Here is a 16,695-nt window from a genome sequence, read left to right as displayed (position 1 = left end):
CCCCTCAGCTTGAGGCCCCGGCGAAACCGGATTGCGGCATGCTGCGCGCGCTGAGCCACGAGCCCAACACCCCATACCACCCTTGATCCACGGAGAACACACATGAGTGCCATCGTCGACATCGTCGGCCGCGAGATCCTCGACAGCCGCGGCAACCCCACCGTCGAATGCGACGTGCTGCTGGAAAGCGGCGTGATGGGCCGCGCCGCCGTTCCGAGCGGCGCCTCGACCGGCAGCCGCGAGGCCATCGAGCTGCGCGACGGCGACAAGAGCCGCTACCTCGGCAAGGGCGTGCTCAAGGCGGTCCAGAACATCAACACCGAGATCAGCGAAGCCGTGCTGGGCCTGGACGCCGCCGAGCAGAGCTTCCTGGACAAGACCCTGATCGACCTCGACGGCACCGACAACAAGGGCCGCCTGGGCGCCAACGCGATGCTGGCCGTGTCGATGGCCGTGGCGCGCGCCGCGGCCGAGGAATCCGGCCTGCCGCTGTACCGCTACTTCGGCGGCATGTCGGCCGTCCAGCTGCCCGTGCCGATGATGAACGTCATCAACGGTGGCGCGCACGCCAACAACAGCCTCGACCTGCAGGAAATGATGATCATCCCCGTGGGCGCGCCGAGCTTCCGCGAGGCGGTGCGCTGGGGCGCCGAGGTCTTCCACGCGCTCAAGAAGATCCTGCACGACAAGGGCATCAGCACGGCGGTGGGCGACGAGGGCGGCTTCGCCCCGAGCGTGGCCAGCCACGAGGCCGCCATCCAGCTGATCCTCGAAGCCATCGACAAGGCCGGCTACCGGGCCGGCGAGCAGATCGCCCTGGGCCTGGACTGCGCCGCCAGCGAGTTCTACAAGGACGGCAAGTACCACCTCGAAGGCGAAGGCATGTCGCTGACGGCCCAGGAATGGACCGACATGCTGGCCGCCTGGGTCGACAAGTACCCGATCATCTCGATCGAGGACGGCATGGCCGAAGGCGACTGGGACGGCTGGAAGCTGCTGACCGACCGCCTCGGCAAGAACGTCCAGATCGTGGGCGACGACCTGTTCGTCACCAACACCAAGATCCTGAAGGAAGGCATCGACAAGGGCATCGCCAACTCGATCCTCATCAAGATCAACCAGATCGGCACGCTCAGCGAGACCTTCGCCGCGATCGAGATGGCCAAGCGCGCCGGCTACACCGCCGTGATCAGCCACCGCTCGGGCGAGACCGAGGACAGCACCATCGCCGACATCGCCGTGGCGACCAACGCCGGCCAGATCAAGACCGGCTCGATGAGCCGCAGCGACCGCATGGCCAAGTACAACCAGCTGCTGCGCATCGAGGAAGACCTGGGCGACGTGGCGGTCTACCCGGGCCGCGCGGCCTTCTACAACCTGCGCTGAGGCAGACCGATCGTGACCCGCCCGGAGGTGCTCGGCATGCGCGGCGTGACGCTGGTGCTGGTGGTTCTGCTCGGACTCGTCCACCTGGAACTCTGGTTCGGCCGCAGCGGCATGCCGCGCGTGCGCGAGCTGGATCACCTGGTGGCCGAACAGCACGACCGCAACACCGACGCCCGCCTGCGCAACGAGCGCCTCACGGCTGAGGTCGCCGACCTGCGCGACGGCCTCGAGACGATCGAGGAACGCGCCCGCTGGGAGCACGGCATGATCCGCCCGGACGAGCTGCTGGTGCAGTACCGCCACGCGGCGACGCGCTGACCGGCGCGCCCCACCCGCTCACCACGAAGGACGCCCGAGGGCGTCCTTTTTCATGGGCGAGGGACGGCCCGACCGCTGATGCGGCCTGAGCCCCGCCGCCTCCAAGACAGCCCTGTTTTTCCTCGTTTTTTTCAGCTTGGCCCGCATTCGGGCGAACGCAACATCGGCTCCATCACCACCGGGAGTCCGCCATGTTCCGTCGTTCCGTCAAGCGCCAGCAGCCAGGTTGGCTGGCCGTCGCGCCGGCGGGAGAACAGGCCCGGGCGGCGCATGTCGTGTGGCCGCCGGGCGAGCTGCGGCCGCAGCTGCGCTGGGCCGGCAGCGTCGGCTGGCGCGAGCCGGCCGGCGCTCTGGCGCAGCTGCGGCGCGAACCGGCGCTGCGCGGCTTGCGCAGCGTCGCGCTGCTGCGGCGTGACCAGTACCAGCTGCTGCCGCTGGACGCGCCGGACGTGCCGCGCGAGTCCTGGCGCGATGCGGTGCGCTGGCAGCTCAAGGACATGGTCGACTTCGCCGTCGAGGATGCCGGCATCGACCTGCTGGAAGTCCCCGCCGACGCCAGCCAGCGCGGCCGCGCCGGCCTGCTGGCCGCGATCGCGCCACGTCAGGCGCTCGAAGCGGTGGTGCAGGCCGGCGACAACGCGCGCATGCCCTGGCAGGCGATCGACCTGCCCGACACCGCCCTGCGCAACCTCTGCACGCTGGCCGAGGACGGCCCGCGCGGCCTGGCCCTGCTGTGGCTGGGCGAACAGCACGGCACGCTGGTGATCACCGCGATGGGCGAGCTGCTGATGGCCCGCCCGATCGAGCTGACGCTGGCCCAGGTCGAGCCGACCCCGGCGACGTCGCGGCCGCCGGCCCGGCCGGCATCGGGCGAGCCGGACGGCGGCCTGGACTTCGCGCTGCGCGACGCCGGCAGCATGCCCCACGACACCCCCGACCCCACCGCCGCCTGGGACCGCGCCGCGCTGGAGATCCTGCGCACGCTGGACCACTGCGAGCGCCTGTTCAACCGCGTCGGCATCGGCCGGCTGGCGGTCTGCCCGGGCCATGCGAGCGGCTTCATCGCGCACCTCGGCGGCCTGGTCGACCTGCCGGTGCAGCCCTTCGATCTGGCCCGGCACGTCGACCTCGCGTCGGTGCCGGCGCTGGCCGACCCGGCCGAGCAGGCGCGCTACCTGTGCGCGATCGGCGCGGCGCTGCGCCCCGAATGAGACGGAAGCCGACGTGAGCACCCAGCACCTCAACCTGTTCAGCGCCGACCTGCGTCGCCAGCGGCCCTGGGCCACGCTGCAGCACGGCGTCGTGCTGCTGGCGCTGCTCGCCCTGCTGTGCCTGGCCGCCGTGCCGTTGCTGGCGTGGCTGGATCGGCAGGAGCGCGAGGCCATGACGGCGCTGCAGGCCAGCCTGGCACAGCAGCGCGAACAGACGCAGCAACGCCTGGCCGGCGGTGACGGGCAGGGCGACCCCACCGGCCCGGCCCACGACACCGGCCATGCCCTGCGCGAGCGCTGGCAGCAGCTCAAGCGCGAGGAAGCCGCACGCCAGCAGGTCCGCCAGGTCATCGCCGGCGGCCAGGCCGGTCGGGGTACAGGCCATGCGGCGTTGCTGCTGGCACTGGCCCGTCAGGCCGACCCCGCCGTGTGGCTGACCGGCGTGACGGTCGCCCCGGACGGCCAGGCCATCGAGCTGACCGGCCGCATGGCCGACCCGGCCGCGCTGCCCGGCTACCTCGAACGGCTGCGGCGCGAACCGCTGCTGCAGGGCCGCGCCTTCGCCCAGTTGCAGCTGCGCCGGCTCGATGCCGAAGGCGCCGAGCCCGAAGCCGCTGGCCTGACCGAATTCCTGCTGCGCAGCACGCTGCTGCCGATCGCCACCGGATCGGCCGGCCTGCCCCAGCCCGTGGCCCGGCCCTGAGCCGCGCCCCCCTACACCGAGAACACCGCGAACACCCCGCCCCCCGAACCCCAGCCCTTGCCACCCATGGAAGCCGACCCATCCACCGCCCGCGCACAGGCCCTCTGGCGCCAGACCGCCCGGGCCTTCGATGCCCGCGCACCGCGCGAACGCGTGCTGCTGATCGCCAGCGCCGCCGTGCTGCTGCTCGGTCTGGCCCATGCGCTGTGGCTGGACCCTGCCTGGCAGGGCTGGCAGGACCTGCGCCAGCAGCGCCAGGCGCTCGACACCGGCCTGCAGCGCCTGCAGGCCGACCAGGCCACGCTGGAAGGCCAGCATGCCGCCGACCTCGGCCGCATGCAGGCGGAGGTGGCCACGCTGGAGGCGACGCTGGCCCAGCCGCTCGCCAGCGGCACCCGTGAACTCGTCGACGCGCAGCAGATGCCGACCCTGCTGGGCGAGCTGATCGGCCGGCGCCACGGCCTGCGCGTGCGCACGCTGCAGTCGCTGGGACAGACGCCGGTCGGCGCGGAGGCGCGCGTCGCACCCGGCGCCGCGAACCCCGCACCCGCACCCGCACCCGCACCCGCATCCGCATCCGCATCTGCGCCCTCATCCGCCGACCGCCCCACGCTCTACCGCCACGGCGTCGAGATCCGCGTCGAGGGCAGCTACCCCGAGCTGCTGGCCTACCTGCAGGCGCTCGAAGCCCTGCCGCAGAAGCTGCTGTGGGGCAGCCTGCAGCTGCACGTCGAACAACACCCGCGGGCCGTGCTGACGCTGCGCGTCTACACCTTGAGCCCGCAAGCCGGATGGGTCGCGCTGTGACGAACCAACACCTGCCACGACTGCAACGACCGCCACGCGCCGCCGCGCTGGCCCTGGGCCTCGCCCTGGCCGGGCTGGTCCCGCTGCCGCTGCCGGCGCAGTCGCTGCCCGATCCGACCCGGCCGATGGGCACGGCCCGATCGCTGACGGCCACACCGGCCGCGCCGGCCGGCCCGGCTGGCCTGACACCGAATCCGGTCCCGCGCGCAGGCGCCAGCACCGCGCGCGCACCGGCCCGCGTCGTGCCACCGCCCCGCCTGCAGGCGCTGATGTCGCCCGACGGCGGCCCGCGCAGCGCCATGCTGGACGGCGTCGTGCTGACCACCGGCCAGAGCCTCGGCACCGACTGGCGCGTCGAGCGCATCGGCGACGACGGCGTGCTGCTGCGCCGCGCCACCCCCGACACCGCCACGCTGTGGCTGCCGCTGCTGGGCGACGCCCGCCCGCACAAGGAACCGTGATGCCCCGACCGACCGCCCCTGCGCGCTGCACCCTGCCCACCACCCTGCCCGCCACCCTGCTCGCCGCCGCCCTGGCCCTGTCGCCGCTGGCACCGGCGCGTGCCGCCGAAGCCCGTTTCGACCTGGCCCTGAACCAGGCCCCGGCCGCCCAGGTCTTCATGCAGCTGGGCATGGGCAGCGACTGGCAGGTCATGGTCAGCCCGGAGGTGGCCGGCAGCGTCACGCTCAACCTGCGCGGCACCACCGTGCCGGAGGCGCTGGAGACGCTGCGCGAGCTGTACGGCTACGAGATCCGCATCAGCGGCAAGCGCGTGCACGTGCTGCCCAACACCGCGCAGACGCGGCTGTTCCGCATCAACTACCTGCCCGGCCGCCGCCAGGGCACCAGCGACCTGCGGGTCAGCTCGGCATCGATCACCGGCAGTGGCGCAGGCAATGGCAACAGCGGCAACAGCGGCAACGGCGGCAGCAGCGGCAACGCCAGCGGCAGCTATGCCGGCGGCGGCAGCGGCGGCTCGGCCAGCGGTGGCCACGGCGGCCGCAACGACGACAGCGCCTATGTGCGCACCAGCTCCGATGCCGACTTCTGGCGCGACGTGAAGGCGTCGCTGCAGGCCCTGCTCGGGCTGGACGAGAACGGCGCGGACAACACCGGCGGCGCCCAACCGGCCACGCCCGGTGCCGCACCGCTGCGCCGCAGCCTGGTGCTCAACCCGGCCGCCGGCGTGGTGGTCGTGCGGGCGACGCCGGCCGAGCTGCGCCAGGTCGAGTCCTACCTGCAGGCGGTGCAGGTCAGCATCGAGCGGCAGGTGATGCTCGAAGCCAAGATCCTCGAGGTCGAGCTGGGCGAAAGCAGCCAGACGGGCATCAACTGGGCCGCCTTCGGCCGCGCGCTGGGCGGCGCGATCAGTGTGGGCATGGCCCAGCCAGGCGTGACGCTGGCCGCCAGCGGCGCGCTCAACCTCAACGGCAGCCAGGTGACGCCGGGCAGCAACCTCGTCTCCGGCAATGCGACCGCGCCCTTCTACGGTCTGGCCTTCCAGTCGACCCACTTCGCCGCGCTGCTGAGCTTCCTCGAAGGCCAGGGCAAGGTGCAGGTGCTGTCGAGTCCGCGCATCGCCACGCTCAACAACCAGAAGGCCGTCCTCAAGGTCGGCAGCGACGAGCTCTACGTCACCGGCGTCTCATCGACCACGACCAGCACCGGCAGCACCAGCACGACGACGCCGTCGGTGGTGCTGCAGCCGTTCTTCTCGGGCATCTCGCTGGACGTCACGCCGCAGATCGGCGAGGACGGCCAGGTGATGCTGCACGTGCATCCGGCCATCAGCACGGTGACCGAGAAGCAGAAGGCCATCAACCTCGGCTCGCTGGGCAGCTACCAGCTGCCGCTGGCCAGCAGCGCGGTCAACGAGACCGACAGCATCGTGCGCCTGCGCGACGGCGAGATCGCGGCCATCGGCGGCCTGATGAGCCAGGAGCGCCACGAGGACAGCACCGCCCTGCCCGGCCTGGGCGAGCTGCCGGTCGTCGGCGGGCTGTTCCGGCAGAAGACCACCTCGGTGCGCAAGCGCGAGCTGGTCATCCTGATCAAGCCGACCGTCGTGCGCGACGGCAGCGCCTGGCCCGAGGCCGACACGACCCAGCCGACCAGCCGGCTGCAACCGTGGCCGGAAAAGGCCAACGAAAAGGCCAACGACAAGGCCAATGACATGTCCGCGCCAGGTGCCGATGCCCGCCCCGCCCCCGCGCGGGCCGCGCTGGTGATCGACGGCACGGCCGCGCCGCAGCCGGCCGCCCGCTGAGGCCCACCGGGAACCGCACCATGCCCCGTCCCGAACGCATCCGCCTGGGCGACCTGCTGGTCCAGCAGGGCCTGATCACGCCGGCCCAGCTCGACGAGGCGCTGGCCGCGCAGAAGTCGACCGGGCGCAAGCTCGGCCGCGTCTTCATCGACAACGGCTGGGTCAACGAAGGCCAGATCGCGCGGGCGCTGGCCGGCCAGCTGCGCGTGCCCTTCGTCGACCTGGGCCAGCGCTCGATCCGGCCGGAGATCGCGCGGCTGCTGCCCGAGGTCCAGGCCCGCCGGCTGCGCGCGCTGGTGATCGAGGACAACGCCGGCAGCCTGCGCGTGGCCATGGCCGATCCGACCGACATGGCCGCCTACGACGAGGTGGCGCGGCTGCTCAAGCGCGAGTTCGAGCTGGTCGTGCTGGCCGAGGGCCAGCTGATGGCCGCGATCGAGCGCAGCTACCGCAACACCGAGGCCATCGCCGGCCTGGCGCGCGAGCTGACCACCGAGCTGAACAGCGTCGAGAACGGCCTGGCCGGCAACCTCGGTGAGCTGCTGGGCCTGGGCACCGCAAGCACCGAGGACGCACCGGTCGTGCGCCTGCTGTATTCCGTCTTCGACGAGGCGCTGCGGGTGCGCGCCTCCGACATCCACATCGAGCCGCAAGCCGGCTCGCTGCGCATCCGCTTCCGCATCGACGGCGTGCTGCATGTGCAGACCGAGGCCGATGCGCGCATCGCCGGCGCGGTCGCGCTGCGCCTGAAGCTGATGTCGGGCCTGGACATCTCTGAGAAGCGCCTGCCGCAGGACGGCCGCTTCGCGGTCACGCTGCGCGGCGGCGCGCTGGACGTGCGCATCTCCACCATGCCGACCCAGCACGGCGAGTCGGTCGTGATGCGGCTGCTCAACCCGTCCAACGGCCTGCTGGCCATGGAGTCGATGGGCATGCCCGAGCGGGTCGTGAAGGCGCTGCGGCGCTCGATCGCCCGGCCGCACGGCATGCTGCTGGTGACCGGCCCGACCGGCAGCGGCAAGACCACCACGCTGTACGCCGCACTGAACGCGCTCAACAGCAGCGAGCGCAAGATCATCACGGTCGAGGATCCGGTCGAGTACCGCCTGCCCGGCCTGAACCAGGTGCAGGTGCACGAGAAGATCGAGCTGGGCTTCGACCGCGTGCTGCGCGCCGCGCTGCGCCAGGACCCGGACGTGATCCTGGTCGGCGAGATGCGTGACCAGACCACCGCCGAGATCGGCATGCGCGCCGCGCTGACCGGCCACCTGGTGCTGTCCACGCTGCACACCAACGACGCGCTGTCCACGCCGCTGCGGCTGATCGACATGGGCGTGCCGCGCTACATGGTCGCGCTGTCACTGCAGATGGTGCTGGCACAGCGCCTGGTCCGCACCGTCTGCACGCACTGCGCCGAGCCGCATGCGCCGGACGCGCAGGAAGCCGCCTGGCTCGCGTCCCACCTGCCGGCCGGCGCGCGCCTGGACACCGCCCAGGTGCGCCAGGGCCGCGGCTGCAACGAGTGCAGCCACACCGGCTACAGCGGCCGCACCGGCGTGCACGAGTTCATCGAGATGACGCCCGAGCTGGTCGAGGCGATCAACCACGGCGACCCGGCCGCCTTCAGCGCCGCCGGCCGCCGCCAGATGGCCGGCCACACGCTCGGCCGCGCCGCTGCCGAGCTGGTCATGGCCGGACGCACCACGCTGTCCGAGGCCATGCGCGTGAGCCACCTGCAAGGCGATTGAGGAGGCCGCGATGCCGTCATACGCATGGACCGGGCATGCCGCCGCCGGCGCCAGCTCCGGCCTGCTGGACGCCAACAGCGCGTCCGAGGCGGCCGACCTGCTGCGCGGGCGCGGCATCACGCCGCTGACCATCCGGGCACAGGGCGCTGGCGCGGCCACCCAGGACAGGAAGACCGACAGGAAGGCCGACAAGGCCAACGGCAAGCCTGAGCACGGCCGACCCGGGTCGATGCGGCTCGCGACGCTGTTCGCGCCCCAGGTCCGCGCGGTCGACCTGATGCTGTTCAGCCGCCAGCTGCACACGCTGCTGCGCTCGGGCGTGCCGATCCTGCGGGCGCTCGCCGGGCTGCAGGAATCGGCCGTCAACCCGGCCGTCAAGGACGTGCTGCTGGAGGTCCGCAAGAGCCTCGAATCGGGCCTCGCGCTGTCGATGGCGCTGGCCCGCCATGCGCGCGTGTTCGACCCGATCTTCGTCGCGCTGGTTCGGGTGGGCGAGATGACCGGCCGGCTCGACGAGGTCTTCCTGCGCCTGTTCCACCACCTCGAGTTCGAGAACACGCTGCGCCAGCAGGTCAAGGCTGCCATGCGTTACCCGACCTTCGTGGTCGCGGCGATGGTGGTGGCGCTGGGCGTCATCAACCTGCTGGTGATCCCGGCCTTCGCCAGCGTCTTCGCCTCGGCCGGCGCGAGCCTGCCGCTGCCCACCCGCATCCTGATGGCGACCTCGCAGTTCACGGTCGACTGGGGCTGGGCGCTGGCGCTGCTGGGCGCTGGCGGGGCCTTCGCGCTGCGGGCCTGGCGGCGCACGCCGGACGGCCGGCTGCGCATCGACGCCGCGCTGCTGCACGTGCCGGTGGCCGGCAAGATCGTGCGCAAGGCCATGCTGGCGCGCTTCGCGCGCAGCTTCGCGCTGGCGCTGCGCAGCGGCGTGCCGATCGAGCAGGCCCTCAGTGTGGTCGCGCAGACGGTCGACAACCAGCACATCGCGCGGCGCCTGGACGGCATGCGCGGCGCGGTCGAACGCGGCGACTCGATCCTGCGCGCAGCCGCTGCGGCCGACGTCTTCACGCCGGTGGTGCTGCAGATGATCGCGGTCGGCGAGGAGACCGGCGCGGTCGACGAGCTGATGGACGAGGTCGCCGGCTTCTACGCCAGCGAGGTCGAGTACGAGCTCAAGACACTGAGCCAGCAGATCGAGCCCATCCTGATCGTGATGCTGGGCGTGCTGGTGCTGATGCTCGCGCTGGGCGTCTTCCTGCCGGTGTGGGACCTCGGCCGGACGGCGATGCGGCATTGATGCGTTGTTGAGGCGACATGGATGCGCCACGGATGCCCCACACCGGCCAGCGCAGGAACTGGCAGGCCAGTCCGTGACACATCCCGCGATCGGGGTGCTCAAGCCGGTCGAAGAATCTCCGAAAACACAAATGGACGAACCGATTGCTCAGTTCCAGCCGCCCCGGCGAAGTCGTCGGAACGGACGCCCCCACCCCATACCTGACCCTGGAGAGAACACCATGCGACTGCGTCAACAAGGCTTCACGATGATCGAGCTGATCGTCGTCATCGTCATCCTCGGCGTGCTGGCCGCCACCGCGCTGCCGAAGTTCATCGACATGCGCGGGGATGCCGAGCAGGCCGCCATCGACAGCGTGGCCGGTGCGGCGGGCGCGGCGATGAACCTCAACTACAGCGGCTGCGCGCTGACCGGCAACGTCGCCACGGCCGGCAAGTGCGCCACGGTCGACGCCTGCGCCGACGTGGGTGGCCTCATGCAGGGCGGCCTGCCCGCCGCCTATTCGGCGTCCGCCGCCGGCGCCGACATCGGCACCACCAACGGCGCCACCGCCACCTGCTCGGTCAGCAAGACGGTCGGCACCACGACCTACAGCCAGACCTTCATCGGCGTGGCCGCCGGCAACTGATCGGTGCGGCGATGGCGGCTGCCTGGCGACATCGCCTGAGCGCGTTCCTCCTGCAGGGACTGCTGCTGGCCGGGCTCTGCCTGGCCAGCACCGCCCAGGCCGCCACCTACAGCTACCGCAGCGACAGCTACGCGTGGGAAAGCGCCTCGCAGCCGGTCAGCTGGAGCGGTGGCTGCTCCATCTACCCCGGTGACGACGACCGCGCGACGCTGAACTTCACCAACGGCTTCACGTTCACCTTCGCCGGCACGGCCTACAACTCGGTCCGCGTGCTCAGCAATGGCGGCCTGCAGTTCGGCGCCGACACCGGCTTCTACCGCACCTACAACAACACGACCTTCCCGATCGGCAAGCCGGCCACGTTGGGTGGCGGGTGTCCCGCGACGGACACGACCCGGGTCCTCATGGCCTACTGGGCTGACCTGGACCCCAGCCGCAGCGGCAGCGTGACCTGGGAACAGAAGGGCAGCGCGCCCAACCGCCAGGTGGTGGTGAGCTGGAACAACGTCCACCAGTACAACACCAGCACCCCCTACACCTTCCAGATCATCCTGTTCGAGAACGGCGAGTTCAAGTTCCAGTACGGCAATGCCAACGCTTCGGGCTCGAACGCGACCATCGGCGTGCAGGTCGATCCGAACGACCACACCCAGTACTCCTTCAACAGCGGCTACAACGCCAACGGCACGGCCATCCGCTGGTACCGGCCCAGCGGCGAGCCGGCCCGGGTGGCCGAGTACCGCTTCGACGAGGTCATCGCCTGGAGCGGCGCCATCGGCGAGGTCCGGGACTCGTCCGGCAACCGCAACAACGGCCTGCGCGTGGGCTCGGCCAGCGTCCAGGACGACGGCCGTCTCTGCCGGCGGGCCGACATCCCCCTGAACACGGGCACGACGATCAGCGCCGTCGACACCTCGCTGGACGTCGACACCGCCATCGGTAGCCGGGGCACGCTGTCGTTCTGGTTCCGGTCGAACACGGCCTGGGCCAGCGGCACGCCGGGCATGCTGATGAGCGCGACAACGTCGTCCGGCCGCCCCTTCCACCTGCAGCGCACGGCCACCGGCACGCTGCAGTTCGTCGTCAGCGACAGCAGCGGCACGACCCTGACGGCGACCAGCCCGGTCATGCTCATCCCGGCCGGCACCTGGACCCACATCGCCGCGACCTGGGCCATGCTGCCCGGCACCAACAACACGCAGAGCACCGTCCGGCTCTACATCAACGGTGTGCAGTCGGCCGTCGCCAGCAACCGGACCAACGGCGAGCTGGACGCGAGCCTGGCCTCGCTCTATGTCGGCGACAACCGCAGCAGCGCGGCGCCGTCGAACACCACCTTCAACTCGGCCAACGGCCAGTTCGACGAGCTGCGCATCTCGAACTACGAGATGGGCGTGGCAGAGATCGCGCTGGACCTGGTCCCGATCCATGCCTGCACGCCGCCGCTGCACCACATCGAGCTGCGCCACGCGACCGGCACCGGCCTGACCTGCTCGCCCGAGAACATCACCGTGGTGGCCTGCGAGGACGCCGCCTGCCGCATGCCCAGCACCGCCGGCGCCAGCGGCCAGCTGAGCTCGACGCATGCGGCGACCCTCTGGCCCCAGGGGCAGACCTTCACCATCCCGGCCGGCCAGTCCAGCGTCGACGTGCCGCTGCAGCTGCCCGTGGCCGGCGCCACCACGCTGGGTGTCTCGACCGTGCTGCCCAGCGCCAGCAACAACGCGACCTGCAACTTCGGCAGCCCCGCCTGCACCTGGACCTCGGCCGATGTCGGCCTGCAGGTCAACGCCAGCGACCACGTCGCCGGCATCGACACACCATTGACGGTGCGGGCCGTGCGCAAGGCCGACAACGCCAACGTCTGCGTCGCGGCGCTGGCCAACACGGTGCGACCGCTGCTCGCGCGCTGCCGCTACGCCAACCCGTCCGGGGGCACGCAGCCGCTGCTGGTCAACGGCACGCCGCTGAACGCGGCGGCCAGCGCCAGCAGCGCCTGCGACGGCAGCGGCGCGTCGGTCAACCTGGCCTTCGACGCCCAGGGCATCGCGACCACCACGCTGCGCTACGCCGACGCCGGCCAGGTCGAGCTGCTGCTGGGCCTGACCGGCCCGGCCGGCGACGCGCTGGCAGCGGCCGGCCTGAGCGGCGCTACCACCTTCATCGCCGTGCCGGCGGTGCTGGCGATCGACAACCTGCCCGCCGGCCCGATCGCCGCTGGCGCACCCTTCTCGGTGCGCTTGCGCGCGCTCAACGCGCTGGGCAGCGTGATGCCCTCGTTCGGCAAGGAATCGCCGCCGGCCAGCGTCACCCTCAGCCACACGCGCGCCGCGCCGACCGGCAGCGGCGCGGTCGACGGCATCTTCAGCACCGGCCCGGCCAGCTTCACCAACGGCGAGGCCAGCGTCGCCAACCTGAGCTGGAGCGAGGTCGGCCGCATCGACCTGGCCGCGACCCTGTCCAACTACCTGGGCAGCGGCCTGGGCGCGCTGGGCAGTACCGGCACGGCCGGCGCGATCGGCCGCTTCGTCCCGAAGCGCCTGGCGCTGACGGCCACGCCGGCCTGCGGCAGCTGGAGCTATGCCGGCCAGCCCTTCGCGGTGACGCTGCAGGCGCTCAACGCGGCCGGTGCCGTCACCCGCAACTACGACGGCAGCGGCCTGACCACGCCGACGCTGGCTCAGCGCGTGAGCCTGTCCGAGGTCGGCGGCCTGGGCGGCGGCGGCCTGGTCAACGGCGTGATCGCCGCGAGCAGCTTCCGCGCCGGCGTCGCCAGCCTCAGCGGCAGCGGCGCGCCGGCCTATGCCTACACCGACAAGCTGACCGCCCCCCGCAGCGTGGTGCTGCGCGGCAGCGATGCCGACGGCGTCAGCAGCGCGCCGGTCGGCGGTGTCGGCAGCGACCCGGGCATGGCCCTGCGCAGCGGCCGGCTGCGCCTGTCCAACGCCTTCGGCACCGACACCCAGGCGCTGGACCTGGCGCTGCAGCTCGAATACTGGAGCGGCCGCAGCTGGGTGCCGGCCAGCGACGACACCTGCACCGTGCTGCCGCTGGCGGCCGTCGCCCGCGGCACGCCACGCAGCCACCGCGGCGGCAACACGAACTGGACCGCAGCGGTCCAGTCGATCACGCTCGGCGGCGGCACCGGCAAGCTGCGCCTGGCGCCACCCAGCCCCAAGGGCACCGGCACCGTCGACGTCGCCATCAACCTCGGCCACAGCACCAGCGACGCGAGCTGCGTGGCCGGCCCTGGCGGAGCCTTCGGCGCCATCGGCAGCAGCACCGGCGCCGGCCTGCCCTGGCTGCGCTCGCGCACCGGCGCCTGCAGCACCGCCTTCGACCGCGACCCCTCGGCCCGCGCCAGCTTCGGCGTCTACAGCCCGGAGTCGCGCCAGACGCTGATGGTGCGTGAGGTGGATTGAGGGCGCGACGACCGTTTTTTCCGGCCTTGGCCGACCGGCAGGTCGAGGCACGATCGCCCCCACCATGGCCACGTTGCGTCCGACCCTCAGCCCCTGCACGACCGCGCGTGCGCCGCATGCGAGGCGCGGCTACACGCTGGTCGAACTGATCGCCGTGCTGGTGATGATCGGCGTGATGGCGGTCGTCGCGCTGCCGCGCTGGCAGGCGTCGACGCAGGTGCAGGGACAGGCCTGGCGCGACGGCGTGGTCGCCACGCTGCGGCAGGCCCGTGCGCTGGCGCGGGGCCATCGGCGCGTGGTGTGCGCCAGCTTCGACAGCGCCAACCCGCCGGTGCTGCGCCTGCGCATCGCCGCCAGCTTCGGCGCGGCCGATTGCAGCGTCGACCTGCCCGGCCCGGATGGCCAGCCGCTGGCACTGGCCGCCCCGCGCGGCTGGCGCATCAGCGCCAGCCCCTCGCGCACGCTCTATTTCCTGCCCTCGGGCGGCGTGGCCAGCAGCGCCACCGCGACGACCACCAGCAGCTACACGCTCAGCGCCGGCGACGTCGCCACGATCACGGTGGAGGGCCTGCATGGTCGCGTCCAGTAAGGCCCGCCGGCCGGCCCGTCGCCAAGCTCGCGGCCTGACCCTGGTCGAGCTGGTGCTGGCGATGGTCGTCATCGGCGTCGGTCTGGCGGGCGTGATGCTGGCCTATTCGACCGTCACGCGCGGCTCGGCCGACCCGCTGGTGCAGCGCCAGATGCAGGCCATCGCCGAGGAGCTGATCGAGGAGATCGTGCTCAAGCCCTATGCCGCGGCCGCGAATGCGGCGCCGGCCACGGCCTGCGCGCGCGACACCTGGAACGACATCGGCGACTACGACGGCTATGCCACCAGCGGGCGCATCTGCGGCATCGACGGCACGCCGATCGGCGCGCTGGCGGGCTACTCGGTCGGCGTCTCGGTCGAGGCGGTGGCGATCGGCGGCGTGACCACCGCCCGCCGCATCACCGTCACCGTGACACGCAGCGGCAGCGCGCCGCTGGTGCTGCGCACCTGGCGCACGGACTACGCCTCATGAGCCGGTCCATCCGACCCCTCGCGGCGCCGCGCCCGCACGGCTTCACGCTGGTCGAGATGATCGTGGTGATGGTGGTGGCCGGCGTGCTGGCCGCGACCCTGACCGTCTTCCTGCGCCCGGCCATCGACGGCTACATCCGCACCCGCGACCGCGCCGCATTGCACGACGAGGCCGAGATCGCGCTGTCGACGCTGGTCCGCGAGGTCCGCCGGGCGGTGCCGAACTCGGTGCGCACGCCGGGCAACCAGTGCTTCGAGCTGCTGCCCGCCAGCGGCGGCGGCCGCTACCGGTCCGGCCCCGACACCGTCAACGACAGCGGCGTGGGCTGCACGCCGGGCGCCAACTGCAGCGCCTGGGTCGACACCGGCACGACCACCACCGTGTTCGACGCCCTGAGCACCAGTGGCACGCCGGCCGAGGTCGGCGATGCCATCGTCATCAACAACCAGAACGGCAACGATGTCTACGAGGGCCTGGACCGCAGCCGCGTCAGCGCGGTCTCGACCCCGCCCGCCGCCTACGGCGTGGCGCGCCTGGGCATCGACGCGCTGCAGGTCTCGCCCGGCTACGACGGTGGCCGCTACTACCTCGTGCCGGCCGCGCAGCAGGCGGTCTTCTACAGCTGCGTCGGCGCCGACGGCACGCTCGACGCGCAAGGCAACGGCCGCGGCCGGCTGCTGCGCCTGAGCGGCTACGGCTACAACGCCAGCGTGCCGACCAGCTGCCCGGCCAGCGGCGGCGTGGTGGTCGCCAGCGGCGTGCGGACCTGCAACTTCGTGCACGACCCGAACCAGGGTGCGACGCAGCAGAGCGGCTTCGTCTGGATGGAGCTGGAGATCGTGCGCAACGGCGAGAGCGCCTACCTCGGCATGGGGGCCCACGTGCCCAACGCGCCATGACGTGCCGCCAGTCGCATCGGGGCTTCGGCGCCATCGCCGCCATCGTGGTGCTGGTGGTGCTCGCCAGCCTGGCCGCCGCGCTGGTCCGGCTCGGCGTGGGCCAGCAGGTCGCGGCCAGCCAGAGCCTGCTGGCCGCACGGGCCGGCCTGGCCGCACGGGCGGGCGTCGAGTGGGGCCTGTTCCAGGCCCTCAAGGGCAGCTGGACCGGCTGCACGACCGGTGCCGGCGGCAGCAGCCAGACCCTGGACCTCGGCGCCGACACCGGCATGCGCGTGACCGTCACCTGCAGCCGCAGCAGCTACAACGAGGGCGAGAGCAGCCCCGGCGTGCCGCGCGTGCGGACCGTCTGGCGCATCCAGGCGACCGCCTGCAACGGCAGCGCCAGCTGTCCGGACGCCGCCATGGCGACGCAGCAGGGCTACGTCGAGCGCCAGCGCGAGACGACCGCCGTCCGCTGAACCACGCCGCGATCCCACGCCGCTATCACCACGCCGCTATCACCACGCCGCGACACCACGCCGCTATCGTGACGACCTGTCCCACCCGTCCCGTGCCATGACCACGACCGCCGCCCACGAGAACCCCTGCCTGCGCTGCGGCGCCTGCTGTGCCAGCTTCCGGGTCGACTTCGCCTGCGACGAGCTGCAGTCGCGCGGCGGCAGCGTGCCCGACGGGCTGGCGGTCGAGCTGACCGAGCACATCGCCCGCCTGCGCGGCACCGATCATGCCCGGCCGCGCTGCGCCGCGCTGGTCGGCACGGTCGGCGTGCAGGCCAGCTGCGGCATCCATGAATGGCGTCCCGGCCCCTGCCGCGAGTTCGGCCTGCTCGCGCCGCTGGGGCGCGGCGACGAGGCCTGCAGCCGCGCCCGCGCCCGCCACGGCCTGGCGCCGCTGGCCTGAGCAACCGTCTTGAAGGTCAAGTGTCGTGAAGCATCGGCACCCACCTGGA

The 16,695-nt window shown here is 72.3% G+C and carries 16 protein-coding genes; all 16 read left to right on the top strand.

Translation table 11 applies throughout. From position 1 onward, the window contains the following. The first annotated feature begins 102 nt into the window (after positions 1-102). The 16 genes from eno to Q8X39_RS18275 all read left to right on the top strand — a co-directional run bounded on the left by eno (position 103) and on the right by Q8X39_RS18275 (position 16,646). The gene (eno, locus tag Q8X39_RS18350) at positions 103-1,386 is read left to right on the top strand and encodes a phosphopyruvate hydratase (protein WP_305751146.1); all 1,284 of its coding nucleotides are present in this window, start codon (positions 103-105) and stop codon (positions 1,384-1,386) included. A 12-nt stretch (positions 1,387-1,398) separates the two neighbouring features. Beyond that, a complete protein-coding gene (ftsB, locus tag Q8X39_RS18345) occupies positions 1,399-1,704 on the top strand; it encodes a cell division protein FtsB (RefSeq protein WP_305751145.1) in 306 nt (101 codons plus the stop codon). Between the two features lie 191 nt (positions 1,705-1,895). Beyond that, positions 1,896-2,915, top strand: coding sequence for a hypothetical protein (locus Q8X39_RS18340; protein ID WP_305751144.1), 1,020 nt, complete (start codon positions 1,896-1,898; stop codon positions 2,913-2,915). Positions 2,916-2,928: 13 nt separating this feature from the next. Continuing rightward, positions 2,929-3,618, top strand: a complete 690-nt coding sequence (locus Q8X39_RS18335) for a PilN domain-containing protein (protein ID WP_305751143.1) — start codon at positions 2,929-2,931, stop codon at positions 3,616-3,618. A 66-nt stretch (positions 3,619-3,684) separates the two neighbouring features. Further along, positions 3,685-4,425, top strand: a complete 741-nt coding sequence (locus Q8X39_RS18330; RefSeq protein WP_305751142.1) for a hypothetical protein — start codon at positions 3,685-3,687, stop codon at positions 4,423-4,425. Continuing rightward, positions 4,422-4,886 carry a hypothetical protein gene (locus tag Q8X39_RS18325; protein ID WP_305751141.1) on the top strand — a complete coding sequence of 155 codons (465 nt, stop codon included), beginning with the start codon at positions 4,422-4,424 and terminating at the stop codon, positions 4,884-4,886. Before Q8X39_RS18330 ends, Q8X39_RS18325 begins: the two co-directional genes overlap by 4 nt. Further along, positions 4,886-6,691 carry a pilus (MSHA type) biogenesis protein MshL gene (gene mshL, locus Q8X39_RS18320; protein WP_305751140.1) on the top strand — a complete coding sequence of 602 codons (1,806 nt, stop codon included), beginning with the start codon at positions 4,886-4,888 and terminating at the stop codon, positions 6,689-6,691. The genes Q8X39_RS18325 and mshL overlap by 1 nt, the downstream gene beginning before the upstream one ends. A gap of 20 nt (positions 6,692-6,711) precedes the next feature. Continuing rightward, on the top strand, positions 6,712-8,439 hold the full coding sequence (locus Q8X39_RS18315; RefSeq protein ID WP_305751139.1) for a GspE/PulE family protein: 1,728 nt from the start codon (positions 6,712-6,714) through the stop codon (positions 8,437-8,439). Between the two features lie 10 nt (positions 8,440-8,449). Beyond that, positions 8,450-9,736, top strand: a complete 1,287-nt coding sequence (locus tag Q8X39_RS18310) for a type II secretion system F family protein (protein ID WP_305751138.1) — start codon at positions 8,450-8,452, stop codon at positions 9,734-9,736. Between the two features lie 220 nt (positions 9,737-9,956). After that, positions 9,957-10,364 carry a type II secretion system protein gene (locus Q8X39_RS18305; RefSeq protein ID WP_305751137.1) on the top strand — a complete coding sequence of 136 codons (408 nt, stop codon included), beginning with the start codon at positions 9,957-9,959 and terminating at the stop codon, positions 10,362-10,364. A gap of 11 nt (positions 10,365-10,375) precedes the next feature. Then, complete coding sequence (locus tag Q8X39_RS18300) at positions 10,376-13,786, top strand: LamG domain-containing protein (protein ID WP_305751136.1); 3,411 nt, start codon at positions 10,376-10,378, stop codon at positions 13,784-13,786. Positions 13,787-13,850: 64 nt separating this feature from the next. Beyond that, positions 13,851-14,375: a pilus assembly FimT family protein gene (locus tag Q8X39_RS18295; RefSeq protein WP_305751135.1), complete on the top strand. Its 525-nt coding sequence runs from the start codon at positions 13,851-13,853 to the stop codon at positions 14,373-14,375. Beyond that, positions 14,359-14,847: a type IV pilus modification PilV family protein gene (locus Q8X39_RS18290; protein ID WP_305751134.1), complete on the top strand. Its 489-nt coding sequence runs from the start codon at positions 14,359-14,361 to the stop codon at positions 14,845-14,847. Before Q8X39_RS18295 ends, Q8X39_RS18290 begins: the two co-directional genes overlap by 17 nt. Then, positions 14,844-15,746, top strand: a complete 903-nt coding sequence (locus Q8X39_RS18285; RefSeq protein WP_305751133.1) for a type II secretion system protein — start codon at positions 14,844-14,846, stop codon at positions 15,744-15,746. The genes Q8X39_RS18290 and Q8X39_RS18285 overlap by 4 nt, the downstream gene beginning before the upstream one ends. Beyond that, the gene (locus tag Q8X39_RS18280) at positions 15,743-16,204 is read left to right on the top strand and encodes an MSHA biogenesis protein MshP (RefSeq protein WP_305751132.1); all 462 of its coding nucleotides are present in this window, start codon (positions 15,743-15,745) and stop codon (positions 16,202-16,204) included. The genes Q8X39_RS18285 and Q8X39_RS18280 overlap by 4 nt, the downstream gene beginning before the upstream one ends. 97 nt (positions 16,205-16,301) lie before the next feature. Next, positions 16,302-16,646 carry a YkgJ family cysteine cluster protein gene (locus tag Q8X39_RS18275; protein ID WP_305751131.1) on the top strand — a complete coding sequence of 115 codons (345 nt, stop codon included), beginning with the start codon at positions 16,302-16,304 and terminating at the stop codon, positions 16,644-16,646. The last annotated feature ends 49 nt before the right edge of the window (positions 16,647-16,695 follow it).

The sequence above is a fragment of the Leptothrix discophora genome (assembly GCF_030705305.1).
GTDB lineage: Bacteria > Pseudomonadota > Gammaproteobacteria > Burkholderiales > Burkholderiaceae_C > Sphaerotilus > Sphaerotilus discophorus.
This window is presented reverse-complemented; position numbering and strand designations above follow the sequence as displayed.

Bases quoted from the DNA above. Each gene is read 5' to 3' on its own strand.
- eno (WP_305751146.1), top strand. From the start codon at position 103: ATGAGTGCCATCGTCGACATCGTCGGCCGCGAGATCCTCGACAGCCGC.
- Q8X39_RS18340 (WP_305751144.1), top strand. From the start codon at position 1,896: ATGTTCCGTCGTTCCGTCAAGCGCCAGCAGCCAGGTTGGCTGGCCGTC.
- Q8X39_RS18330 (WP_305751142.1), top strand. From the start codon at position 3,685: ATGGAAGCCGACCCATCCACCGCCCGCGCACAGGCCCTCTGGCGCCAG.
- mshL (WP_305751140.1), top strand. From the start codon at position 4,886: ATGCCCCGACCGACCGCCCCTGCGCGCTGCACCCTGCCCACCACCCTG.
- Q8X39_RS18315 (WP_305751139.1), top strand. From the start codon at position 6,712: ATGCCCCGTCCCGAACGCATCCGCCTGGGCGACCTGCTGGTCCAGCAG.
- Q8X39_RS18310 (WP_305751138.1), top strand. From the start codon at position 8,450: ATGCCGTCATACGCATGGACCGGGCATGCCGCCGCCGGCGCCAGCTCC.
- Q8X39_RS18305 (WP_305751137.1), top strand. From the start codon at position 9,957: ATGCGACTGCGTCAACAAGGCTTCACGATGATCGAGCTGATCGTCGTC.
- Q8X39_RS18300 (WP_305751136.1), top strand. From the start codon at position 10,376: ATGGCGGCTGCCTGGCGACATCGCCTGAGCGCGTTCCTCCTGCAGGGA.
- Q8X39_RS18295 (WP_305751135.1), top strand. From the start codon at position 13,851: ATGGCCACGTTGCGTCCGACCCTCAGCCCCTGCACGACCGCGCGTGCG.
- Q8X39_RS18290 (WP_305751134.1), top strand. From the start codon at position 14,359: ATGGTCGCGTCCAGTAAGGCCCGCCGGCCGGCCCGTCGCCAAGCTCGC.
- Q8X39_RS18285 (WP_305751133.1), top strand. From the start codon at position 14,844: ATGAGCCGGTCCATCCGACCCCTCGCGGCGCCGCGCCCGCACGGCTTC.
- Q8X39_RS18280 (WP_305751132.1), top strand. From the start codon at position 15,743: ATGACGTGCCGCCAGTCGCATCGGGGCTTCGGCGCCATCGCCGCCATC.
- Q8X39_RS18275 (WP_305751131.1), top strand. From the start codon at position 16,302: ATGACCACGACCGCCGCCCACGAGAACCCCTGCCTGCGCTGCGGCGCC.